Annotated in this window: 14 protein-coding genes; 7 read left to right on the plus strand and 7 right to left on the minus strand. The window is 64.6% G+C overall.

Annotation, left to right across the window (positions count from 1 at the left end; translation table 11 throughout):
* Position 1 precedes the first annotated feature (1 nt).
* From treS to treY, 5 genes are read left to right on the plus strand one after another with little or no spacing between them, the layout of a single operon-like run.
* Entirely contained in the window at positions 2–3,298 is a 3,297-nt protein-coding gene (gene treS / locus AC0L3U_RS28190) for a maltose alpha-D-glucosyltransferase (RefSeq protein WP_473364012.1), read from the plus strand.
* Positions 3,291–5,429, plus strand: a complete 2,139-nt coding sequence (gene glgB, locus AC0L3U_RS28195; RefSeq protein ID WP_473364013.1) for a 1,4-alpha-glucan branching protein GlgB — start codon at positions 3,291–3,293, stop codon at positions 5,427–5,429. Before treS ends, glgB begins: the two co-directional genes overlap by 8 nt.
* 3 nt (positions 5,430–5,432) lie before the next feature.
* Positions 5,433–7,511 carry a glycogen debranching protein GlgX gene (glgX, locus tag AC0L3U_RS28200; RefSeq protein ID WP_473364014.1) on the plus strand — a complete coding sequence of 693 codons (2,079 nt, stop codon included), beginning with the start codon at positions 5,433–5,435 and terminating at the stop codon, positions 7,509–7,511.
* Positions 7,508–9,262: a malto-oligosyltrehalose trehalohydrolase gene (gene treZ / locus AC0L3U_RS28205; protein WP_473364015.1), complete on the plus strand. Its 1,755-nt coding sequence runs from the start codon at positions 7,508–7,510 to the stop codon at positions 9,260–9,262. The genes glgX and treZ overlap by 4 nt, the downstream gene beginning before the upstream one ends.
* A gap of 1 nt (position 9,263) precedes the next feature.
* On the plus strand, positions 9,264–12,050 hold the full coding sequence (gene treY, locus AC0L3U_RS28210; RefSeq protein WP_473364016.1) for a malto-oligosyltrehalose synthase: 2,787 nt from the start codon (positions 9,264–9,266) through the stop codon (positions 12,048–12,050).
* 3 nt (positions 12,051–12,053) lie between these two features.
* On the opposite strand, the gene AC0L3U_RS28215 is transcribed toward treY, so the two are convergent.
* Positions 12,054–12,371 (minus strand): polyhydroxyalkanoic acid system family protein, encoded by a 318-nt coding sequence (locus AC0L3U_RS28215; protein ID WP_219681182.1) that lies wholly within the window; start codon positions 12,369–12,371, stop codon positions 12,054–12,056.
* 185 nt (positions 12,372–12,556) lie between these two features.
* Here AC0L3U_RS28215 and AC0L3U_RS28220 point away from each other — a divergent pair, with 185 nt between their 5' ends.
* A complete protein-coding gene (locus tag AC0L3U_RS28220; RefSeq protein ID WP_007595743.1) occupies positions 12,557–12,721 on the plus strand; it encodes a DUF3309 family protein in 165 nt (54 codons plus the stop codon).
* Between the two features lie 108 nt (positions 12,722–12,829).
* Here the strand turns inward: AC0L3U_RS28220 and ligD are convergent, their stop codons facing one another.
* Positions 12,830–15,520: a DNA ligase D gene (gene ligD / locus AC0L3U_RS28225; protein WP_473364079.1), complete on the minus strand. Its 2,691-nt coding sequence runs from the start codon at positions 15,518–15,520 to the stop codon at positions 12,830–12,832.
* Between the two features lie 118 nt (positions 15,521–15,638).
* Here ligD and ku point away from each other — a divergent pair, with 118 nt between their 5' ends.
* The gene (gene ku, locus AC0L3U_RS28230) at positions 15,639–16,523 is read left to right on the plus strand and encodes a non-homologous end joining protein Ku (RefSeq protein WP_473364017.1); all 885 of its coding nucleotides are present in this window, start codon (positions 15,639–15,641) and stop codon (positions 16,521–16,523) included.
* A gap of 223 nt (positions 16,524–16,746) precedes the next feature.
* On the opposite strand, the gene AC0L3U_RS28235 is transcribed toward ku, so the two are convergent.
* From AC0L3U_RS28235 to kdpA, 5 genes are all read right to left on the minus strand, one after another.
* Positions 16,747–17,436 carry a response regulator gene (locus AC0L3U_RS28235; RefSeq protein ID WP_446479964.1) on the minus strand — a complete coding sequence of 230 codons (690 nt, stop codon included), beginning with the start codon at positions 17,434–17,436 and terminating at the stop codon, positions 16,747–16,749.
* Positions 17,433–20,156 carry a DUF4118 domain-containing protein gene (locus tag AC0L3U_RS28240; RefSeq protein WP_473364018.1) on the minus strand — a complete coding sequence of 908 codons (2,724 nt, stop codon included), beginning with the start codon at positions 20,154–20,156 and terminating at the stop codon, positions 17,433–17,435. Before AC0L3U_RS28240 ends, AC0L3U_RS28235 begins: the two co-directional genes overlap by 4 nt.
* A 37-nt stretch (positions 20,157–20,193) precedes the next feature.
* A complete protein-coding gene (locus AC0L3U_RS28245; protein ID WP_473364019.1) occupies positions 20,194–20,796 on the minus strand; it encodes a K(+)-transporting ATPase subunit C in 603 nt (200 codons plus the stop codon).
* A gap of 108 nt (positions 20,797–20,904) precedes the next feature.
* Entirely contained in the window at positions 20,905–23,019 is a 2,115-nt protein-coding gene (gene kdpB, locus AC0L3U_RS28250) for a potassium-transporting ATPase subunit KdpB (protein ID WP_473364020.1), read from the minus strand.
* Positions 23,020–23,084: 65 nt separating this feature from the next.
* Positions 23,085–24,788 (minus strand): potassium-transporting ATPase subunit KdpA, encoded by a 1,704-nt coding sequence (gene kdpA / locus AC0L3U_RS28255; protein ID WP_473364021.1) that lies wholly within the window; start codon positions 24,786–24,788, stop codon positions 23,085–23,087.
* Positions 24,789–24,873: the final 85 nt, after the last annotated feature.

The raw sequence follows: 24,873 nt of genomic DNA on the forward strand, positions 1-24,873 counted from the left end.
CATGAACGTATTGTCTTCCGTCGACACCAAAAAAGCCGAGGCTGCCGAGATCGTGGATGAACTCTGGTACAAGGACGCCATCATCTATCAGCTCCACGTCAAGGCGTTTGCCGATAGCAATCAGGACGGCATCGGCGACTTTGCAGGGCTGACTGAGAAGCTGCCTTATCTCCAGGAGCTCGGCGTCACCGCGCTGTGGCTGCTGCCGTTCTATCCTTCGCCCGGCCGCGACGACGGCTACGACATCGCCGACTACGGCGCGGTCAATCCCGATTTCGGGACAATGAAGGATTTCAAGCGCTTCATCCAGGAAGCGCAGAAACGCGGCTTGCGCGTCATCACCGAGCTCGTCGTCAACCACACCTCGGACCAGCACAATTGGTTCAAGCGCGCGCGCCGCAGCCCTCCGGGCTCGAGCGCCCGCAACTGGTATGTCTGGAGCGACACCGACCAGAAATACCAGGGCACCCGCATTATCTTCACCGACACCGAGAAGTCGAACTGGACCTGGGATCACGAGGCCGGCGCGTTCTATTGGCACCGCTTCTTCTCGCACCAGCCGGATCTCAATTTCGACAATCCGCGCGTCGTCAGCGCCCTGATCCAGGTGATGAAACGCTGGCTCGACGCCGGCGTCGACGGCTTCCGTCTGGACGCCATTCCCTATCTCTGCGAGCGCGAAGGTACCTCGAACGAGAACCTCCCGGAGACGCATGCCATCATCAAGCGGCTGCGCCACGAGCTGGATTCCTACTCCAAGGGCAAACTGCTGCTGGCCGAGGCCAATCAATGGCCGGAAGACGTGCAGGAATATTTCGGCCGCGGCGACGAGTGCCACATGGCCTATCACTTCCCGCTGATGCCGCGCATCTACATGGCGATCGCGCAGGAGGACCGCTTCCCCATCACCGACATCCTGCGCCAGACGCCAGACATTCCCGCAAGCTGCCAGTGGGCCCTTTTCCTGCGCAACCATGACGAGCTGACGCTGGAAATGGTCACCGATGTCGAGCGCGATTATCTGTGGTCGACCTACGCCAATGATCCGCGGGCCCGCATTAATGTCGGCATCCGCCGGCGCCTTGCGCCGCTGATGGACAACGACCGACGCAAGATCGAGCTGATGAACTCGCTGCTGCTGTCCTTCCCGGGAACGCCGATCATCTATTACGGCGACGAGATCGGGATGGGCGACAACATCTACCTCGGCGACCGCAACGGCGTGCGCACGCCGATGCAGTGGAGCCCGGACCGCAATGGCGGCTTCTCACGCGCCGATCCGGCCCGCCTTTACGCGCCCCCGATCATGGACCCCGTCTATGGCTACGAGTCGGTGAACGTCGAGGCGCAGTCACGCAGCCTGTCGTCGCAGCTCAACGCCACCAAGCGGCTGATCTCGGTGCGCAAGTCGACGCTTGCCTTCGGCCGCGGCACCATGACCTTCATCCGCCCGACCAACCGCGCCGTGCTCGCCTATGTCCGACAGTATCGCGACGAAGTGATCCTCTGCGTCGCCAATCTCTCGCGCGCCGCACAGGCGACCGAGCTCGATCTGTCGCCCTGGAAGGACCGCATCCCGCAGGAGATGCTCGGCCGCACGCGTTTTCCGGCGATCGGCGAACTGCCCTACATGGTCACGCTGGGGCCCTATGGCTTCTACTGGTTCCAGCTCACCGAGCGCGACAAGTCCGAGCCGGTGATGCCGCGCGCGGTGCCGGAATTCGAGACGCTGGTGGTGCCGGTGAACTCGACCTGGGTGTCGCTGGCGCGCGAACGCGGCGTGTTCGAGCATGAGGTGCTGCCGGGATTCCTGTCGCGCACGCGCTGGTATCCGGAGCACAATCCCAAGCAGATCAAGCCGACGCTGACCTCGGCGGTGCCGTTCTGCGACATCGGCGACAACAGGCCCTGGATCGCGTTCTTCGAGGTGGCGCAGGGCGACGTCACCACGCGCTACGTGCTGCCGATGCAGATCGAATGGGTGCGCTTCGACCGCGAACGCTTCAATCCCAGGGCGCTCGCCGCCGTGCGTCAGGGCGCCCGCGAAGGGACGCTGCTGGATGTGGCAACGGAGCAGATCTTCATCGGTCTGTTCCTGCGCAACCTGTCGCAGAACCTGGTGGTGGAAGAAAACAATCTTCGGCTGGAGTTCAAGGCGACCAGCCGGTTTGCCGAGTACACCATCAAGGAGCCCGAACGTATCCGCGCGATCGAGCAGTCGAACAGCACCGCGCTGGTCGACAACCAGTATGTCGCCAAGATCTATCGCCAGCTCGAAGCCGGCATCAATCCCGAGATCGAGATCGGCTCCTACCTCACCGAAATCGCCCGCTTTGCCAATACGCCGGCACTGCTCGGCAGCGTCGAGCTGGTCGAAGACGACCGTCGCAGCGCAGTCGGCGTGCTGCACGCCTATGTCGAGAACCAGGGCGACGGCTGGGGCGTCACCGCGGGCTATCTCGACCGCTATATCGACGAGCAGCGGGTGCTGCCACCGGGCGAGATGCCCCGCGAGACCCAGGAGCAAGCGCCCTATCTGCACTTCATTACGCAGATCGGCCGACGGCTCGCCGAGCTGCATGTGGCTCTGGCCGCTGCAAAGCCAGGCGACCTCGCGCCGGAGCCGATTGGCTCCGCACAAATCAAACGCTGGTCATCCGAGCTGAAGGCACGGGCCGAGCGGGTCTTCGAGCGGCTGGCCGCCAGCAGCAGCGACGGCTTGCGAGAGGCAGATCGGCCGCTGATCAATCAGCTCGCCGCGCAGCGCGCGTCCCTGTCCGGCCGGCTCAACGCGCTATTACCTTCCGAGATCGGCGGGTTGAACATCCGTCATCATGGCGACTTCCGCCTCGGGCAAACTCTGATCGTGAAGGACGATATCTTCATCATCGACTTCGACGGAGATCCGCGTTTGCCGCTGGCCGACAAGCGGCGCAAGCTGCCTGCGGCGCGCGACGTTGCCGGCCTGATCCGCTCGATTGATCTTTCGGTTAACGCGGCGCTCCATCGCGCGCTCACCGGTGCTTCCGACGAACAGGGCCGGCTTACGGCTGCCCTTGACGAATGGCGCGAGCGCACCACCGCGACGTTCCTCACCGCCTACCGCGAAGCCATGGCCGATCGGCGGCTGTGGCCGGAAGATCCGCAATCCGCGGCAGGCCTGTTAAGGTTTTTCCTGCTTGATCAAGCGTTCGAGGAAGTAGAGTACGAGCTGTCCCACCGGCCTGAGGGGCTCCATGCGCCGCTGTCCGGACTGCTTCGCATTCTGTCCAGTATCGAGAGCGAAGCCCATGCCTAAACTCCCTGCCGAGGCCTATGCGATCATCGAGGGTCGCCACTCCGATCCGTTCCACTATCTCGGGCTGCATCCCGAGGGCGACAAGAGCGTGGTGCGCGCGTTTCTTCCCGATGCTTCCAACGTCGAGGCGGTGGGCGAGCACGGCGAGGTGGCGAAGCTCGACCGCGTCCATGATGCCGGCCTGTTCATCGGCGCTTTGCCGAACGGCGCGAAGCACTATCAGCTCCGCGCGAAGTTCGGCGACAACGTCATCGAATTCGAGGACACCTATCGCTTTCCGCCGATCCTGACCGATTTCGACCTCTATCTGCTCGGCGAAGGCACCCACCAGCGCCTTTACGACAAGCTCGGCGCGCATCCGATGCGGCTCGAGGGCGTCGACGGCATCGGCTTCGTGGTGCTGGCGCCCAACGCCCGGCGCGTCTCCGTGGTCGGCGACTTCAACTTCTGGGACGGGCGCCGCCATCCGATGCGGGTGCGCGGCGCGGGCTATTGGGAATTGTTCATCCCGCACGCCAAGTCCGGCGACCACTACAAGTTCGAAATCATCGGACCGCATGGCCATCTGCTTCCGCTGAAATCCGATCCGATGGCCTTTGCAAGCGAGGTGCGGCCGAAGACCGCTTCCATCGTGTTCGACGAGGCGCATCTGCCGCGGCCGCGACCGGCGCCCGACGGCATCAACGCATTGTCAGCGCCGATGTCGATCTACGAGGTCCATCTCGGCTCGTGGCGGCGCAAGAACGGCGATGAATGGCTGACCTATCGCGAGCTGGCCGAGCAGCTGCCGGCCTACGCCCGCGACATGGGCTTCACCCATCTCGAATTCCTCCCCGTCAGCGAGCATCCCTTCGACGGCTCGTGGGGCTATCAGCCGACCGGGCTGTATGCACCAACCAGCCGCTTCGGCACGCCGGAGGATTTCGCCGCGCTGGTCGATGCCTGCCACCGCGAGGGCGTCGGCGTGCTGCTCGACTGGGTGCCCGGCCACTTCCCGGACGATCCGCACGGGCTCGGCAGCTTCGACGGCACAGCGCTGTACGAACACGCCAATCCGCTCCAGGGCCGTCACCTCGATTGGGGCACGCTGATCTACAATTATGGCCGCACCGAAGTGACGAACTTCCTGGTATCGAACGCGCTGTTCTGGCTCGAGCGCTACGCGATCGACGGACTGCGCGTCGATGCGGTCGCGTCCATGCTCTACCTCGACTACAGCCGTCCGCCCGGCGCGTGGATTCCGAACCAGCATGGCGGCAGGGAGAACATCGAGGCGATCGCGTTCCTGCGCCGCTTCAACACCGAGCTGTTCGCGCGTTTCCCGCAAGCGACCACGGCCGCCGAAGAGTCCACCGCCTGGCCCCAGGTCTCGCGTCCGGTCGAATTCGGCGGGCTCGGCTTCGGCTACAAGTGGAACATGGGCTGGATGCACGACACGCTGAATTACATCAGCAAGGACCCGATCCACCGCAAGCATCATCACGGCGACATCCTGTTCGGCCTGCACTACGCCTTCTCGGAGAACTTCGTCCTGCCGCTGTCGCATGACGAGGTCGTGCACGGCAAGCGGTCGATCCTGGGGCGCATGCCCGGCGACGAATGGCAGCGCTTCGCCAATTTGCGCGCCTATTACAGCTTCATGTTCGGCCATCCCGGCAAGAAGCTGCTGTTCATGGGCGCCGAGATCGCACAAAGCCGCGAATGGAATCACGACCAGTCGCTCGACTGGCACTTGCTCGAATACAAGCCCCATTCAGGCATCCAGGCGCTGATCCGCGATCTCAACCGGCTCTATCGCGCGGTGCCCGCCCTGCACCAGATGGACTGCGAGCAGGCCGGTTTCGAATGGCTGATCACCGACGACGCCAACCGCAACGTCTTCGCCTGGCTGCGCAAGGGATTTGACGAGCATGCCCGGTGCATGGTGATCGTCAACTTCTCACCCAACGTCTATCGCAACTACCGCGTTCGCGCGCCCCTCAGTGGCAAGTGGAAGGAAGTCTTCAACTCCGACTCCGCCCATTACGGCGGCAGCAATGTCGGCAACATCGGCGAAGTCCACGCCGTCAATGGCGAGCTCCGCCTCACCATTCCGCCGCTCGCTGCGATCTTCCTCGTTCCGGAAAGCTGAACGATGCGCCTGACTGCTGGATCGCCCGCACGCCTCGGCGCAAGCTGGGACGGACGCGGCACCAATTTCGCGCTGTTCTCCGCCAACGCGCAGAAGGTCGAGCTGTGCCTGTTCGACATGCAGGGCCGCCGCGAACTCGAGCGCGTCGAGCTGCCGGAACGCACCGAGGATGTCTGGCACGGCTATCTCAACGACGTCTCGCCCGGCCAGCTCTATGGCTACCGCGTGCATGGCCCCTACGAGCCCGAGCACGGCCACCGCTTCAACGCCAACAAGCTGCTGCTCGACCCCTACGCCAAGCGGCTTTCCGGGCGGCTGGTCTGGAGCGACGCGCATTTCGCCTATCGCACCGGAAGCCCGCGCGAGGACCTGTCGTTTGACCGGCGCGACAACGCGCGCGGCATGCCCAAGGCCGTCGTCGTCGACGAGACCTTCAACTGGGGCCGCCGCGAGATCCGGCCCAACATTCCCTGGGAAGACACCATCATTTACGAGGCCCACGTCAAGGGACTGACACAGAAGCGCGAAGACGTGCCGCCGAATTTGCGCGGCACCTATGGCGGCCTGTCCTCGCCGGCGATGATCGAGCACCTGAAGAAGCTCGGCGTCACCACGGTGGAGCTTCTGCCGGTGCACAGTTTCGTCGACGACCGCATCCTGGTGGAGAAGAAGCTCGCCAATTACTGGGGCTACAACACCTTGTCGTTCTTCGCGCCCGAGCAGCGCTACGCCCAGGACAACGCCCTCGATTCCTTCCGTACCACCGTGGCGCGCCTGCACGATGCCGGCATCGAGGTGATGCTCGACGTCGTCTACAACCACACCGCCGAGGGCAATCACCTCGGCCCGACGCTGTGCTACCGCGGCATCGACAACGCCTCCTATTACTGGCTGAACCGCGAGAACCCGCGCTATTACGACGACTTCACCGGCTGCGGCTCGTCGGTGAACCTCACCCACCCGCGCGTGCTGCAGATGGTGATGGATTCCCTGCGCTACTGGGTCGAGGTCTGCCACGTCGACGGCTTCCGTTTCGACCTCGCCACCACGCTGGCGCGCGGGCCGAATGGTTATGATCGCGGCAGCTCGTTCCTGACCGCGATCCGCCAGGACCCGGTGCTGGCGAGCGTCAAGCTCGTCGCCGAACCCTGGGACCTCGGCCTCGGCGGCTACCAGGTCGGCGCATTTCCCTCGCAATGGTCGGAGTGGAACGACCGCTACCGCAGCGCCATGCGCCGCTACTGGAGCGGCGAAGGCAGCCTGATCGGCGACATCTCCAGCCGCATGACGGCGTCCTCCGACCTGTTCAACCACGATGGACGGCGGCCGCGCGCCAGCGTCAACCACATCACCGTGCATGACGGTTTCACCCTCGCCGATCTCTTCAGCTACAACGAGAAGCACAACGAGGCCAATGGCGAGGACAATCGCGATGGCTCCAACGACAACCACAGCAACAATTGCGGTGTCGAGGGCCCGACCGACGATCCCCAAATCGTCAGCTTGCGCCGGCAGCTTCGCAAGAACGTGCTGGCCTGCCTCATGCTGGCGCAGGGCATTCCGCTGATCCTCGCCGGCGACGAGGTCGGGAATTCGCAATCAGGCAACAACAACGCCTATTGCCAGGACAACGAGGTTGGCTGGGTCGGCTGGGACAATCTCGGCAAGGACGGCGACGACATGGTCGATTTCGTCGCCGAGCTCGCCGATATCCGTCGCCGGTTCTCGCAGCTTCGCAGCCATCGCTGGCTCGACGGCCGCCCCAAGGATGGCATCTCCTACGGCGCACTCTGGCTGACGCCGGCCGGCGACGAAATGACGGAAAGCGACTGGAAATTCCCGGAAGGGCGGTTTCTCTCCTATGTGATGGGGCCGATGGAACCGGGCAGCGCCGCGATCTTTATCGTACTCAACGCAGCCCCCGAAGAGATCGCATTCAAATTGCCAAAAATGACCGAATACAAGAGTTGGCAGCAAATCCTCAACACGACCGACGCCAAGCTGAACACGGTCGACTTCCTGCCCGGAAGCGACAGCAAGGCGCCGCCGCGCTCCGTGCTCGCTTTCGCGGGGGCGCTATGAGGCCATCCTTCGGGGCGAGGCCGACGAAGGACGGCGTGTCGTTCCGGCTGTGGGCGCCTGCCGCGCGCCGTGTCGATCTCCTGCTCGACAGACGGCACGCGATGCAGCGCCGGCAGGATGGCTGGTATGTCGCCGAGATTGCCAATCTGCCCGTCGGCAGCAACTACAAATTCAGGATCGACGACGAGATCGACGTGCCTGATCCGGCGTCTGCATTCCAGCCCGACGACGTGTTCGGCCCGAGCGAGGTGATCGATCACGACGGCTTTGCCTGGCGCGCATCCGATTGGCGCGGCCGTCCCTGGGAAGAGACGGTGCTGATCGAGACGCATGTCGGCACCTTCACCGAGGAAGGCACCTATCGCGCCATGATCGACAAGCTCGATCATCTCGTCGCGACCGGCATCACCGCGGTCGAGCTGATGCCGCTGGCCGACTTCGCCGGTCGCCGCGGCTGGGGTTATGATGGCGTGCTGTGGTATGCGCCCGACAGCGCCTATGGTCGTCCCGATGATTTGAAGACGCTGATCGACGAAGCCCATCTGCGCGGGCTGATGGTGTTCCTCGACGTCGTCTATAATCATTTCGGGCCCGAGGGAAATTACCTCGGACGCTACGCGCCGACCTTCTTCACCGACGCGCACACGCCGTGGGGCAGTGCGATCGATTATCGCGTGCCGCAGGTTCGCGCTTTTGCCGTCGAAAATGCGCTGTCATGGCTCAGCGACTATCGCTTCGACGGCCTCAGGCTTGATGCCGCCAATCACATCATGGCGATCCCCGGCGAGCAATCGATGCTGCAAGACCTCAGCGTCGCCGCGGGCGAGCTTGCCAGGGCGACGGGGCGGCACATCCATCTCGTGCTGGAGAACGGCGACAACCGCGCGAGCCTGCTCGACGCGGCGCAGGAGCCCCCAAACGGCAAATATCGCGCCCAGTGGAACGACGACTACCACCACGCCTGGCACGTGACGCTGACGGGTGAGCTGGCCGGCTATTACGCCGACTATCAAACGCCGCGGCTCGATCTCGCACGCGCGCTCGCCTCCGGCTTCGTCTATCAGGGCGAGATCTCTGAATTCTGGGGCAAGAAGGCGCGCGGCGAGAACAGCGGCGAGCTGCCGCCGGCAACCTTCGTCAACTTCCTGCAAAACCACGACCAGATCGGCAACCGGCCGCTCGGCGACCGGCTCGAAAGCCTGGCATCGCCGAAGCAGATTGAAGCAGCACTCGCGGTGACCCTGCTCGCGCCGATGGTCCCGATGCTGTTCCAGGGCGAGGAGTGGGGCTCCACCGTGCCCTTCCCGTTCTTCTGCGACTTCCAGGGCGGGCTGGCTGATGCCGTCCGCAAGGGGCGCAGGCAGGAATACGCCTGGGCCTATGAGACGTACGGCGACGAGGTGCCCGACCCGCTCGATCCGGCAACGCTGCAATCGGCCGTGCTCGACTGGACCGGCCGCACGCCGGAGCAGGATGCACGTCTCGCGCTGGTGCGGGAGCTGCTCGCTCTCCGCCACAAGGAGATCGCGCCACGACTGAAAGGCGCGCGCTTCGGTGACGCCGCCGTGGCCGATAGCGGCCTGCTCACCGCGCATTGGAACATGGGAGATGGCGCGACGTTGCGCCTCGTGGCCAATCTCTCCGACAAGGACATCGCATACCCCGACAGCGGCGTGGGGACCCCGATCTGGGGCGGCGCAGGCAGCGACCGGCTTACGCCCTGGTCGGTGGTCTGGCGCCTCGGAGGCTGACATGCCTTCTGCCATTCCTCTCGCGACCTACCGGCTTCAGCTCACCGCGGATTTCGACTTCGACAAAGCCGCCGCGGTGGTGCCCTATCTGAAGGCGCTGGGGATCACGCATCTCTACACCTCGCCGGTGATGAAGGCCCGCAAGGGCTCGACCCACGGCTATGACACCGTCGATCACAGCCAGTTCAATCCGGAGCTCGGCGGCGAGGCCGGCTTCGCGCGGTTGAGCGAGGCGCTGACGCAAAACGACCTCGGCCTCATCATCGACTTCGTACCGAACCATGTCGGCGTCCACTTTGCCGACAATCCCTGGTGGCTGGACGTGCTGGAATGGGGCCAAGCCTCGCCGCACGCCGTCTCCTTCGATATCGATTGGGATCAACTGGCTTTCCGCGCCCGTGGCGGCGTGCTGCTGCCGATCCTTGGAGCGTCCTATGGCGAAGCGCTCGAGAGCGGCGATATCGAGCTGCGCTACGATCCGGCCGAAGGTAGTTTCTCCGCCTGGTATTTCGAGCATCGATTGCCGATCGCGCCGGAGCGCTATGGCGAGATGCTGCGGATGATCGTGAAGGACGCCGACGCCGCCGGGACCGAGGCCGGCAAGCGCCTGCTGTCGCTTGCGGCCCGCTACACGGGACTGCGCCGTCCCAACCGCAAGGAAGGGCCCGGCTTCAAGGCGGAGCTCAAAGAGATCGCAGGCGGCGCCGATATCATCGCGCGCGGCCTCGGCGCCTATCGCGCCGCCAAGGACCGTCCCGCGCAGACGCTGGCACTGCATCATTTGCTGGAGCGCCAGCACTACAAGCTGGGGCACTGGCGGCTTGCCTCCAGCGACATCAATTATCGTCGCTTCTTCGACGTCAACGGGCTCGCCGGCATGCGCGTCGAGGATCCCGGCACGTTCGCCGCCACGCACCGGCTGGTGAAGCAACTCATTGCCGACGGCAAACTGCAAGGCATCCGGCTCGATCATATCGACGGGCTGCGCGATCCCGCGCAATATTGTCAGCGGCTGCGCCGGCTGGTGCGCGACGCGCAGGGCACCACAAAGCCGTTCTATACGGTGATCGAGAAAATCCTGTGCGAGCACGAGCGCCTGCCGCATTTCGCCGGCGTCCAGGGCACCACCGGCTATGAGTGGATGAATGCCATCACTCACGTTCTGGTCGACCCCAAAGGGCTGGAGGCCCTGGACGAGACCTGGCGCCAGATCAGCAACCGGCCGCCGAGGCTCGCGCCTTATGTCAAGGACGCCAAAAGGCGCGTGCTGGAGACGCTGCTGACCAGCGAATTCACGGTTCTGACGCGCCTGCTTGCGCGCATCGCCAACGGGCACTACTCGACCCGCGACTTTTCGGCCGACAGCCTGCGGCAGGCGCTCGAGCTCTACGTGCTGCATTTCCCGGTGTACCGCACCTATCTGACGACAGGCGCGCCGACGGCGAACGATCGCAAGCTGATCGACGACACCATCGAGCAAGCGCGCCGGGAATGGTTCGCCGCGGACGAAGGCATTTTCGACTTCCTGCGCGACGCGCTTACCATGGATTTGCTCAAGCCCGGTCGTCCCCCGCACAGCGCCCCGCGGGTGCGCCGCTTTGCGCTGAAGGTGCAGCAATTCACCGGGCCGATGATGGCGAAGTCGCTGGAGGACACCGCCTTCTATCAATTCCACCGGCTGCTCGCCCTGAACGAGGTCGGCGGCGACCCCGCGAGCAAGGGGCTCACCATTCCCGCTTTCCACGAGACCATGCAGGCCCGCGCCAGGGAATGGCCGCAAGGGATGACGGCGACCGCCACGCACGACACCAAACGCGGCGAGGACGCCCGGGCGCGGATCGCGGCCTTGAGTGAACTTCCCGGCGAATGGACCAGCGCCGTGGCACGCTGGAAAGTCCTGAACGCGCCGCACCTCGCGCTCGACGGCAATCTGCGCGCTCCGTCGGCCACGTTCGAATACATGCTCTACCAGACCCTGCTCGGCGCCTGGCCGCTTGGGGAGTCGGCCGAAGCCGGTTTCGTCGCGCGTATCCAAGCCTATGCGCTCAAGGCCGCGCGCGAGGGCAAGGAGGAAACCAGCTGGCTCAACCCGCACGAGGCCTATGAGAACGGCGTCAAGAGCTTCATCGCGAAGATCCTCGATCCCGCACTGTCAGGCGAATTCCTGGAGGCGCTGCAAACCCTGGCTCGTCGCGTCGCGCTGCTCGGCGCGCTGAACGGGCTGAGCCAGCTCACGCTGAAGGCGACACTGCCGGGCGTGCCCGACTTCTACCAGGGCACCGAATTCTGGGATTTGTCGCTGGTCGATCCCGACAACCGCCGCCCGGTGGATTTTTCCGCGCGACACGCGGCGCTGGGCACGCTGGAGAATCCGGATTGGAATCATCTGATCAAGAGCTGGCCGGACGGCCAGCTCAAGCTCGCCTGGACGCGGCACCTGCTCAAGCTGCGCAACGAGTTGTTCGACGTCTTCGCGCGAGGTGACTACCAGCCGCTTGAGGTGCGGGGCGCACATGCCGACCATGTCGTGGCCTTTGCCCGCCGCCACGGCCGCGCTGCTGCGATCGTCGCGGTCGGGCGCCACTTCGCACCTTTCACGCAAGCAGGACGCGAATGGCCGGCGCTCGATGGGGTCGATGCCACCGTCGACATCACGAGCTACAGCGTGCCGGGCTTTGCAGGGAACGATCTGCCGCTCGCGCAGGCGCTTCGCGGTTTTCCCGCTTCTGTGATCCCGGCGCGCCCCGCGGGTGCGGCGAAGCCGGTGCGACAGCGCGCCCGCGCTTGAACGCTAACTTTTCGCGTCTTTGCCCAACAGCAGCTGGCCGCGCTTGCGGATCGTGGCCTGTGCCATCTCCGCAAAGCGCTGCAATAGCCAGGGTAGCACCACCTGCACCTTGACATGGTCGTCGGCGACGTCGACCTGCCCCGTCGCGATCTGCCCGAGCGCGCGGATGCGGAAGTTCATGCTGTCGCCGCTCCAGCGCTCCTCCTCGACCTGCATCACCGGAATGCTGGCGGCAGCGCGGCCGAGCCCGGTCTTGAGCCGGCGCACCGCCTCCTCGCGGCCGAGGCGGTGGGGAATGGAGACGACAAGTGGTGCTGACATGGCTCTGCCCGGTTAGTGATTGAACCTCACATAATCATGCCCGCCGGTACCATAAAGGTTCCATGCAAGTGGAGCGTGCAACCGGTGTTTCATTGGGGGAACTTTAAAACCTGCGGCAAGTTGCCCTCGCACCACGGGACAGGTTGCAAGAGACCCTTCAAACGAAGGGCCGGAGGAGATTTGGCATGTCTATCGGTACGATCATTCTGATCATTTTGGTCATCGCGCTGCTCGGCGGCTTCAGCGGCATCGGTGGCGGCCCGTTCTACGGCACCGGCTATTACGGCGGCGGCGGCCTCGGGCTCGTCATCGTGATCTTGCTGATCCTGTTGCTGCTGGGACGGATCTAGCGACCGAGCGAAGATCTAGTTCGGTAGGGTGGGTTAGCCGCAAGGCGTAACCCACCTCTTTTCTTTCCGCGTCAACAGAAGTGGTGGGTTACGCTTCGCTAACCCACCCTACTTCTTTTTCGTCGCGAGCTTCTTGATCGCCGCCTTGATCGACACGGCCGCATCGTCATAACCATCCCACGCCTTCGACCGCGGCAGCAGCGCAGGCACCGTCCGCAACGTATACCGCTTCGGATCGAGATCGGTCTTCACCTGCGCCCAGGTGAGCGGCATCGACACAGTGGCACCGGCGCGCGCGCGCGGCGACAGAGGGGCCACCGCCGTCGACATGCGGTCGTTGCGCAAATAGTCCAGAAAGATCTTTCCCGTTCGCAGCTTCTTCGACATGTTGAGCAGATAGCGCTCGGGATCGTCGTCCGCCATCCACTGGCAAACGCCTTGCGCGAAGGCCTTGGCCTCCTTCCAGCTCACCTGATCGCGCGCGCCATGACGCAGCGGTACCACGACGTGCAGGCCCTTGCCGCCGGTGGTCTTGCAGAAGCTTTCCATGCCGATCTCGGTCAGCCGCTGCCGCATCTCCTTGGCGGCCTCGACGACCTCGGCGAAGACGACGTCGGGCGCCGGGTCGAGATCGAACACCAGCCGGCCCGGGGTGTCGTAGGCGTAGGGCGCGCAATTCCAGGGATGCAGCTCGACGCCGCCGATCTGTGCTACGGCCGCGAGCCCCTCGATGCGATCGATCTGCAGGTAAGGCTTGCGGTCGCCGGAGACCCGCGCGAGCTCCAGCAGGTTCGAGGTGCCCTGCATGGCGTGGCGCTGGAAGAAGCATTCGCCCTTGATGCCGTCGGGGGCGCGGATCAGCGAGCATGGCCGGCCCTTCAGGTGCACGATCATCCATTCGCCGACGGCTTCGAGGTAGCGCGCGAGATCCAGCTTGGTGACGGGATCGCCATTGCCGTCGTCGGGCCAGAGCTCCTTGTCCGGCTTGGAGATGACGACTCCCATCACTTCGGCACTGCCGCCAGCCTGGGCCGTTCGTGCGCCAGTCTTCGCTTGCGCGCGCGGCTTGGCGCGCCGCTTCGTCGAGGGCTCAGCAAGCTCGGTATCCACCACCGGTGTCTCGGCCTCGACCTCCTCCGCCGGCTTGTCCTGCCGCAGACCCTTGAAGGCGGCCTGGCGGATATTGCCGTCGGCGGTGAAGCCGGCGAACTCGATCTCCGCCACGAGCTCCGGTTTCAGCCAATGCACCTCCCTCGCTTTTTTCGGTGCGTTCTTGCCGCCGAAGGGGCTTTGCTTCGCCTCCATAGCCTTCAAGGACGGCATGATACGCTTGACCTTGTCGGCGCCGAAGCCGGTGCCGACCATGCCGACGAAGGCGAGATGATCGCCACGGTGCACGCCCGCCATCAGCGAGCGGAATTTGCCATTGGTGGTCTTGTAGCCGCCGATCACGACCTCATGGCCAGCGCGGCATTTGGCCTTGGTCCAGCTTTCCGTCCGCCCCGAACGATAAGGCGCGTCCAGCTTCTTCGACACCACCCCCTCGAGCTCGAGCTTGCAGGCCGATTGCAGCACGGCGTCGCCGCCGCTTTCGAAATGCTCGACATAGCGGATCTGGCTCGATTTGCGCTTGCGCGCCTCCAGCAGATCCTTCAACCGCGCCTTGCGCTCGCCGAGCGGTAGCCGCCGCAAATCGAGGCCTTCGACGAACAGGAGGTCGAAGGCGAAGAAGATGAGATGGTCGGTCTTGCCGTCCGACAGCGCGGCCTGGAGCGACGAAAAGTTCGGTGCGCCGTTGTGGTCGAGCGCGACGATCTCGCCGTCGATCATCATACCCGGCAACGCGCCCGCTTCCTTCGCTATGCTTGCGAATTTTTCGGTCCAGTCGAGGCCTTTGCGCGTCTTCAACGTCGCCTTGCCGCCCTCGACACGTAGCTGCACGCGGTAGCCGTCGAACTTGATCTCGTGGCACCAGCCGTCGCCGCCCGGCGGGCGCTCGACCGACGTACAGAGCTGTGGCGCCACGAAATCCGGCATCTCCGCGGCCTTCGCGGTCGTGGCGGTCGTGGCTTTCTTCTTTGCCGTTTTGCCGGTTTTCAACGCTGCGCGCGGGGCCGGCTTGACCGTGCGCTCTTTCGCGTCGTCCGCCCGGTTGGACTGCCAGACCGCGTCGGCCTTGGCCTTGGTGCCCTTCGCCAGCATGAACGGCTTTGGCGCGCGCCCTTTGCCTTCGGCAATCTGATCCATCGCACGGCCGGAGGCGACCGATCTGTCTTCCTCGAGAATGTCGTTGTCTGCGCCCTCGCGAACATGTTCGTCGCGATGCTTGATCAAGAGCCAATTGGTCCGTTTGCCGCCGGTGCGGTCGTTGCGCATGCGCACCAGGACCCAGCTGCCATGCAGCTTCTCGCCATGCAGGGTGAATTTCAGATCGCCCTTCTTGAAACCGCGTTCGGGATCTTCGGATTCCCAGGTGCCGCGATCCCACAGCATGACCGTGCCGCCGCCGTACTGGCCCTCCGGAATCGTGCCCTCGAAGTCGCCATAGTCGAGCGGATGGTCCTCGACCTCGACGGCCAGCCGCTTGTCGTGCGGATCGAGCGAGGGCCCTTTCGTCACCGCCCAGGACTTGAAGACGCCATCGAACTCGAGCCGCAGATCGTAGTGCAGCCGCGAAGCGTCATGCTTCTGGATCACGAAGCGGCGCTGCTTCGACGGCGCCACCGCGGTCTTGCCCGACGGCTCCGGCGTCTTCTCGAAATCACGTTTCTGTCGATACTTGGAGAGCTTTTGCAGCACGACTGGTCCCGGATTCTCTTTCGGCATGGAAGCCTATCACGGCCCGCATCCCACCCGGAACCAAAACCCCGCGGGACGGTTGGGGTTCCAAAATGACTCGCAGACGCTGGAGAACGGAATGGCACCGCGCGCCTATTGGAAGGGAACGTTGAAGCTCTCGCTGGTCAGTTGCCCCGTCGTGCTTTATCCGGCGACCACCGCGGCCGAGAAGACGCGGTTTCACATGATCAACCGCGAGACCGGCAACCGATTGAAGCAGCAGATGATCGACGCCGAGACCGGCGACGTCGTCGAAAGCGACCAGAAGGGCCGCGGCTACGAGCTGCGTAAGGGCAAATATGTCGAGATCGAGCCGGAGGAGCTCGAAGCCGTCCAGATCGAGAGCAACCACACCATCGACATCGAGAGCTTTGTGCCGAGCGACGAGATCGACCAGCGCTACCTCAACCATCCCTACTATATCGCGCCCGACGGCAAGGCGGCGGTCGATGCTTTCGCCGTGATCCGTGACGCCATGAAGGACCAAGATCGCGTCGCGCTCGCCAAGATCGTGCTCACCAATCGCGAGCACATCATCGCGATCGAGCCGCTCGGCAAGGGCCTGCTCGGCACCACACTGCGCTTCCCCTACGAACTGCGCGACGAGGACCAGTTCTTCGACGACATCAAGAGCCCGAAGATCACCAAGGACATGGTTGAGCTCGCCGGCCATATCCTCCAGACCAAGGCCTCTCATTTCGATCCCAGCAAGTTCAAGGACGACTACGAGAACGCGCTGAAGGCCCTGGTGAAGCGCAAGGCCAGCGGCAAGACAATCCAGCTGCCGGAGCCCGAGGAGAAGCCGAGCAATGTCGTCAGCCTGATGGATGCGCTGAAGCAGAGCTTGAAGGCGCGCGGCGGGAAGAAGACGGCGGCGAAGCCCCATGCGCGCCGGGCGTCGGGACGACAGCGGGCCGCGAAGAAGACGCACCGATCGACAGCGCGGCAGAGGAAGGCGGGTTGACTTAATCCGTCATTGCGAGCGCAGCGAAGCAATCCAGTATGTTTCCGCGGAGGCAGTCTGGATTGCTTCGCTGCGCTCGCAATGACGATGTTGATGCAGGCTTGCGCCGCCATTTCGGTCGTCATGCCCGGGCTTGTCCCGGGCATCCACGTTCTCGATGCGGCGTCAGGACGTGGATGGCCGGGACAAGCCCGGCCATGACGGATCGTCGCACGTGGTCAGCCTAATCCCCCGCCTTCAACCGATAGCCGATCCCCGTTTCCGTCAGCACATATTGCGGCCGCTCCGGATCGGCCTCGATCTTCTGCCGGAGCTGGCGGACATAGACGCGGAGATATTGCGCGTCGGTCAGCTCGTCCCAGAGCTCCCTCAGCAGGAATCTGTGGGTCAGCACCTTGCCGGCGTGCTGCACCAACACACGTAGGAGGTCATATTCCTTCGGCGACAGTTTGACGTCGCGCTCTCCGACCCTGACGATCCGGCGCACCAGATCGACCGAAAGATCGCCGGCACGAAACACCGGCCGTTCGCCCTGGATCTGAAGCTGGTGCCGCAGCGCGGCGCGCAGGCGCGCCAGCAGCTCGTCCATGCCGAACGGCTTTGTCAGATAATCGTCGGCCCCGAGATCGAGCGCCTCCACCTTGCCGGCCTCATCGCCACGGCTCGACAGCACCACGATCGGCACAGCTTCGTTGCGGGCGCGGATGGTGCGCAACAACTCATGGCCCTGGATGTCGGGCAGGCCAAGATCGAGGATGATCAGCGCGGGATCCTCGCTGAGCTTCTCCAGCGCGGTCTTGCCGTTCGACGCCTCCAGGATCTCATAGCCTTGCGTCGAGAGCCCCATCCGCAGCAATTTGCGGATCGGCGGCTCGTCGTCGATGACCAACACCTTGATCGGGGCAGCGCTCATGCGGCGGTATCCAATGCGTGGGTCCGGGCCGGTATGAGCAGACGGATGGTCAGAACCGCGCCGCTCCGGTCGCTGCGATTCGCGGCCGAGATCGTGCCGCGCATCGCCTCGACGAAGCCGCGAGAGATGGCGAGCCCGAGCCCGGTGCCGGGACGGACATGGTCGCCCTTCTGCGCGCGATAAAACTTGTCGAACACGCTCTCGAGCTCCTCGGACGGAATGCCGTCGCCCTCGTCGGCGATCTGGAGCACCACATGATCGCTGTCGCGCCGGCTGCGGATCGAGACCGTCGCGTGGGGCGGCGAATATTTGGCGGCGTTGTCGAGCAGGTTGAACAGCACCTGCTCGAACAGCACCGCATCGAGCTGGAGCATAGGAAGGTCTGCGGCCAACTCCAGCTCCACCTTGTGGGCGGTGAGGATCTTGGCTGCGCGTCGGAGCGCGCTGCCGACGATCTCTCCGAGATCGTGCAACGCAGCGTTCGGCACGATGGCGCCCGATTCGAGCTTGGTCATGTCGAGCAGATTGGCGATGAAGCGGTTGAGCCGCTCGGATTCGTCGATCACGGTGGCGAGCAGGTCGCGCTTCTCGGTGTCGGAGAGCGCGCTGGCGAGATCGCGCATGGTCGAGGCCGCACCCAGCACGGATGCGAGCGGCGTCTTCAGGTCGTGTGAAATCGAGGTCAGCAATGCGGAACGCAGCCGCTCGGATTCGACGGAGCGCTTGACGCGATCGACGTCCTCGACCAGCAGCACGCGCTCGATCGCCAGCGCGCCCTGGTCGACCAGGGCGTCGAGCAGCCGGCGCTGGTCCGGCGTCAGCAAGGCACCGGTGCGGTCGTTGTCAATGCCGATGACGCCGATCGGCCCGCGCCCGGTGCGCATCGGCAGGAACAGCCGTTTTGCACCCGGCAGCGTGTCCGAGCCGCGGCCTGCAGGCCGGTCATTGCTCCAGGCCCAGTTGGCGGCGGCGAGGTCGGCCTGATCGAGATCGTCCTCGGGGGGATAGCCCGACTTCACCGTGAGCAGGCCGTCCTCCGGCAGCAGCAGCACCACGCGGACTTTCAGCATCAGCGCGATCTGGTAGGCGGTCGCCCACAGCACGTCATCGAGCGTGCCGGTGCCGGCGAGCTTGCGGCTGAAAGCATAGAGCTGCTCGGTGGTCCGGATGCGGCCGATCGCAGCATCAGCCTGGGTGCGGACCCTCCCCGCCACGTTCGACACCACGAACGCAATCAGCATGAAGAAAAAGAACGCCGCGACATTGGTCGGATCGGTGATGGTGAAGGTATAGACCGGCGGCAGAAAGAAGAAATTGTAGGCGAGCGACGCCGCGACGCTCGCAAGCAGCGACGGCCACAATCCGTAGCGCACGGCAACCGTCACCACGGCGGTCAGAAACATCAGGTCGACGTTCTCAATGCCGAAATATGGCTTGATCGCCACGGCGGCAGCGAGGCCAAGCGCGGTGATCCCGAGTGCCTTCAGATAGGGCCGCGCATCGAGCGGGTCCGATCGCGTTGCGGTCTGCACCGCCGTCTTCGGCGCCGGCTCACCCGTGAGTTCGTCGCCAGGGATGACATGCACGCTGATATTGCCGGCGCGGCGTACCAGATCGTGCACGACGGAGCCGCGCGTCATCTCGAACCAGAGCGAGCGCGTCGACTTTCCGATCACGATCTGGGTGACGTTGTTGCCCTGCGCGAAGTTGACGACATCGTCGGCGAGGCGGCGGCCGACGCCCGGAATCGTCAGCGCCTCGCCGCCGAGCGATTCCGCGAGCCGCAGCGTATCGGCCAGTCGGTCGCGCTCCTCATCGGACATTTGCAGGGATCGCCGCGTCTCGATCGACACCGCGATGAACGGCGCGTGCAGCCGGTCGGCCAGCCGCTTGGTGTAGCGCACGAGGCTGGCCGCGCGCGGATCTTCGCTGACGCAGACGAGGATGCGCTCGCCTGCGGCCCAGGGACCCGCGATCGCGTTCGCCTGCATGTGGGTGAGCAGCTGCTCGTCGACCCGTTCGGCCGTGCGCCGCAGCGCCAGTTCGCGCAGCGCCGTCAGGTTGCCCGGCGAGAAATAATGCTCCAGCGCCCGCTCGGCCTGCCTGGGGACATAGACCTTGCCTTCCTTCAGGCGCTGGATCAGGTCGTCGGGCGTGAGGTCGATCAGCTCGATGGCGTCGGCGCGGTCGAACACCGAATCCGGCACGGTCTCCCGCACCCGCACATGGGTGATCTGCGCGACGACGTCGTTCAGGCTCTCGATGTGCTGGATATTGACGGCGGTGTAGACGTCGATGCCGTGGGACAGCAGCTCCTCGACATCGAGATAGCGTTTCGGATGGCGGCTACCGGCGGCATTGGTGTGGGCGAGTTCGTCAACCAGCGCGATTTTCGGCCGGCGCGCGATCACGGCGTCGAGGTCCATTTCCTCGACAATCTGGCTGCGGTAATCCAGCTCCTTGCGCGGGATCACTTCCAGCCCGCGCACCAGCGCCTCGGTCTCGGCGCGGCCATGGGTCTCGACGAAGCCGACCACGACGTCGATGCCGGCCTTGCGCTTGGCGTGGGCGCTTTGCAGCATCTCGTAGGTCTTGCCGACGCCGGGCGCGGCGCCGACGAAGATTTTCAGCTTGCCGCTCACGCCCTCCTCCCGGCGCGCGGCTTCCAGCAGCGCCTCGGGCGAAGGACGTTGTTCGGGATCGCGGCGCTCTCGGACCATCAGATCAATATAATCATCCGCGCGGACCTAGCCTAGACTACTTCGTGGCACGATCGAGCGCGAGGTTCAGAGCCAGCACGTTGACCCGGGGCTCGCCGATCAGGCCGAGCAGGCGGCCCTCGGTGTTGGAAGCCACCAGTTGCTTGACCTGATCCTCCGGCACGTTTCGCGCCTTCGCGACGCGCGGCACCTGGAATTGCGCCGCTTCCGGCGAGATGTCCGGATCGAGGCCGCTGGCTGAGGTCGTCACGAGGTCGACCGGCACGGCGGCATTCGGGTTCTCGCCCCTGAGCTTGTCCACGTCTTCCTTCAGCCGGTCCGCCAGCGCCTTGCTGGTCGGGCCGAGATTGGAGCCGCCCGAATTGGCGGCGTTGTAGGGCATCGATACCGTCTTGGTCGAATCGTTCGGATCGGGCGCCACCGTCGCCGAGGGACGGCCGTGGAAATATTTGTCGTCCTTGAACTCCTGCCCGATCAGGGCGGAGCCGACCACCTTTCCGTCCTTCTCGATCAGGCTGCCCTGCGCCTGCGCCGGGAAGATCGCGCCGGCGATAGCGGTCATCGCGAGCGGATAGGCAAGTCCGGTGATGGCGGTGAGCACCAGCAGCAGGACGATGGCAGGGCGGATTTCTCTGAGCATGTGTTTCTCCAATCTCTTTCGTCATTGCGAGCGAAGTGAAGCAATCCAGGATCTTTCCACGGAGGCAGTCTGGATTGCTTCGTCGCTTCGCTCCTCGCAATGGCGGGGTTAAGCCAGGTGTAAAGCGGTCACCACGAGGTCGATCGCCTTGATACCGGTGAAGGGAATGACGATGCCGCCGAGGCCGTAGATCAGCAGGTTGCGCCGGAGCAGTGCGCCGGCCCCGACCGCGCGATAGGCGACGCCCTTCAGCGCCAGCGGGATCAGCGCGATGATAACAAGCGCGTTGAAGATGATCGCCGACAGGATGGCGCTCTGCGGGCTCGACAGGTTCATGACGTTGAGCACGTTGAGCTGGGGGTAGAACGCCAGGAACATCGCCGGGATGATCGCGAAATATTTCGCGACGTCGTTGGCGATCGAGAACGTGGTCAGTGCGCCGCGCGTCATCAGGAGCTGCTTGCCGATCTCGACCACCTCGATCAGCTTGGTCGGATTGGAGTCGAGGTCGACCATGTTGCCAGCCTCGCGGGCCGCCTGGGTGCCCGTGTTCATGGCGACACCGACGTCGGCCTGCGCGAGCGCCGGGGCGTCGTTGGTGCCGTCGCCGCACATCGCCACCAGCTTGCCCTTGGCCTGCTCGTCGCGGATCAGCTTGAGCTTGTCCTCGGGGGTTGCCTGCGCCAGGAAGTCGTCGACACCGGCCTCCGCTGCGATCGCGGCGGCCGTCATCGGATTGTCGCCTGTAATCATGACGGTGCGGATGCCCATGCGTCGCAGCTCGGCAAAGCGCTCGCGGATGCCGCCCTTGACGATGTCCTTGAGCTGGATGACGCCGAGCAGCTTGCCGTCCCTGGCGACCGCCAGCGGCGTGCCGCCGGCCTTCGATATGTCGTCGGCAATGGTCTGGATCTCGCGGCCGACGTCCGACAATGCCATTGGCTGGATGGCGCGGGCGGTGTTGCCCGAGGCAACGGCCAGCGGCGCACCGCCGCCGACGTAGTTGAGCATGGCATCGACCGCACCCTTGCGCACCGACGAGCCGCCGGCATCGACGCCGCTCATGCGGGTCTGCGCCGTGAACGGGATGAAGGTGGCTCCCAACTCGGCCATGTCGCGGCCCCTGATACCGTATTTCTCCTTGGCCAGCACCACGATCGAACGGCCCTCCGGGGTTTCGTCGGCGAGCGAGGCGAGCTGGGCCGCGTCCGCGAGCTCCTGCTCGGTGACCCCGCGCACGGGGCGGAAGGAGGTCGCCTGGCGGTTGCCAAGCGTAATCGTTCCGGTCTTGTCGAGCAGCAGCGTGTCGACGTCGCCGGCGGCCTCGACCGCGCGGCCGGACATCGCCAGCACGTTGAAGCGAACCAGGCGGTCCATGCCGGCGATGCCGATCGCCGACAACAGCGCGCCGATCGTGGTCGGGATCAGCGTCACGAACAGCGCGACCAGCACAACCACCGAGATCGAGCCGCCGGCATAGGCCGCATAGCTCGGGATGGTGACGGTGGCGAACACGAAGATGATGGTGAGGCCGGCCAGCAGGATGTTGAGCGCGATCTCGTTCGGGGTCTTCGCCCGTTCCGCGCCCTCGACCAGCTTGATCATGCGATCGATGAAGGTCGAGCCCTGCGCTGCCGTGATCCGCACGCGGATCCAGTCGGAGAGCACCTGGGTGCCGCCGGTCACCGCCGAACGGTCGCCGCCGGATTCGCGGATCACGGGTGCGGACTCGCCGGTGATGGCGGCCTCGTTGACGGACGCGACGCCCTCGATCACCTCGCCATCGGAGGGAATGGTATCGCCGGCCTCGACCAGAACGATGTCGCCGACCTTGAGGCTGGTGCCCGGCACGAGATTGAAGGCCAGGCCGGCGCCGGTCAGCAGCTTGGCCTGGCTCTCGGTGCGGGTCTTGCGCAGCGATTCCGCCTGCGCCTTGCCGCGGCCTTCGGCCACCGCTTCGGCAAGATTGGCAAACAGCACCGTGAACCAGAGCCAGACGATGATCTGGAAGGTAAAGCCGAGGTTCCCACCGCCCGTGACGAGGTCGCGCAGGAAGATCACGGTGGTGAGCGCAGCCACGATCTCGACCACGAACATCACGGGATTCTTGATCATCAAGCGCGGATCGAGCTTGGTGAAGGACGCGCGGATCGCAGGCACGACGATCTTGGGATCGAGCATCGCCGAGACGGACGCGCGTTTTTGCAGTTTCATGGTATCCATGGAGGTCACTCCAAACAATCAGAAGGCTGTCGATCAGAACACTTGCTGTTCAAAACACTTGCTGGTCAGAAGATTTGGCCGGCGTTCATCGCGAGATGCTCGACGATCGGGCCGAGGGCGAGCGCCGGGAAGAAGGTGAGGCCGCCGATGATCAGGATCACGCCGACGACCAGGCCGACGAACAGTCCGCCCGTGGTCGGGAGGGTGCCCGCGGACGGCGGGATCGATTTCTTGGCGGCGAGCGACCCCGCAATCGCCATCGCCGGGATGATCATGAAGAAGCGGCCGACGAACATCGCGCTTGCAAGCGTGAGATTGTAGAAGAAGGTGTTGCCGGTGAGGCCTGCGAAGGCCGAGCCGTTGTTGCCGGTCGCCGAGGTGAAGGCGTAGAGCACCTCGGTGAAGCCATGTGGCCCGGCATTCGCCATCGAGGCGACCGCCGCCGGATAGACCACGCCGACGGCCGTCCAGCCGAGGATCATCAGCGGCAGCACCAGGATGGCCAGCATTGCCATCTTGACCTCGCGCGCTTCGATCTTCTTGCCGACATATTCCGGCGTGCGACCGACCATCAGGCCCGCCACGAAGATCGCGAGGATGACGAACAGCAGCATGCCGTACATGCCGGCGCCGACGCCGCCGACGATGATTTCGCCGAGCTCGATGTTGATCAGCGGAATCATGCCGCCGAGCGCGGTGAAGCTGTCATGCATGGCGTTGACGGCGCCGCAGGAGGCGGCCGTCGTAATCACGGCGAACAGGGAGGACGCGACGATGCCGAAGCGAACCTCCTTGCCTTCCATGTTGCCGCCGGTCAGGCCGAGCGCGTGCAGGGTCGAAGTACCGTTGGCCTCCGCCCAATAGGTGATGGCGACACCGGCGACGAACAGCACGCCCATCACGGACAGGATCGCCCAGCCCTGGCGCTGGTTGCCCACCATGCGGCCGAACAAATTGGTCAGCGCCGCACCCAGCACGAAGATCGACAGCATCTGAATGAAGTTGGACAGCGCGGTCGGATTTTCGAACGGATGCGCCGCGTTGGCGTTGAAGAAGCCGCCGCCGTTGGTGCCGAGCATCTTGATCGCGACCTGCGACGCGACCGGCCCGACCGCAATGGTCTGCTTGGCGCCTTCGAGCGTGGTGGCATCGACATAGTCACCGAGCGTCTGCGGCATGCCCTGCGAGACCAGGAACAGCGTGTAGACGATGCAGATCGGCAACAGCACATAGAGCGTGCAGCGGGTGACGTCGACCCAGAAATTTCCGACGGTGCGCGCCGACGCGCGCGAGAAGCCGCGGATCAGCGCCACTGCGAGCGCAATGCCGGTTGCCGCCGACAGGAAGTTCTGGTGTGTCAGGCCGAGCATCTGCACGAGATAGGATATCGTGCTCTCGCCGCCGTAGTTCTGCCAGTTGGTGTTGGTGATGAAGGAGATCGCTGTGTTGAAGGAGAGATCCGCGGCGACCGCCGACTGCCCGGCCGGATTGAACGGCAGTACATCCTGCAGCCGCATCACGCCGTAGATGATGAGGAAGCCGCCGACATGGAACAGCAGCATGGCGACCGTATAGGTCAGCCAATGCTGCTCGCGCTTCTCGTCGACGCCGGAGAACCAATAGATGCCGGCCTCGATGGGACGCAGCACCGGCGACAGGAAGGTGCGTTCGCCGTTGAAGACGCGCGTCATGTACCAGCCGAGCGGCTTCGCCAGCGCGACGATGATGACGCAGTATAGGATGATCTGGAGCCAACCGATCACGGTCATGGATTTAACCCTTTAGGACTTGTGCCCTGCGCAGGAGCGGCAGGAGCAGTGCAAGCAGGCAGGCGACGAGCGCGGCGTCCGCCAG

This window comes from Bradyrhizobium sp. Kon69, from assembly GCF_055807515.1.